The organism is Pseudomonas sp. IT-P4 (genome assembly GCF_949767755.1).
Taxonomy (GTDB): domain Bacteria; phylum Pseudomonadota; class Gammaproteobacteria; order Pseudomonadales; family Pseudomonadaceae; genus Aquipseudomonas; species Aquipseudomonas monachiensis.
The window spans coordinates 1-224 of the sequence record NZ_CATKPX010000010.1; the positions used below are offsets into that span (position 1 = coordinate 1).

General features: G+C 63.4%; 1 protein-coding gene. It reads right to left on the reverse strand.

The features are described from left to right. Positions 1–224, reverse strand: a 224-nt coding sequence (locus tag ACM6IT_RS00055) for a contractile injection system protein, VgrG/Pvc8 family (protein ID WP_414917228.1), incomplete at both ends; no start/stop codon positions are given.

Consider the following 224-nt stretch of genomic DNA (forward strand, 5'->3'; position numbering starts at 1 on the left):
GAGAGCGGACGCAGCGGCAGTTCGACGTCGAACTGGTAGGCACGCGGGGAGTCGTGGAATTCGACGACGTCGATACTCAGGCGTTCGTCGCTGGTGAAGCGGTACCAGATGCCGACTTCGGCCAGCAACCGGGCGATGAAGGCCAGGTCGCTTTCGCCGTATTGCATCACCTGTTCACGCCGGGGGTACTCGCGGTGCAGGTGGAAGAGGAAGTCCTGGCCCCT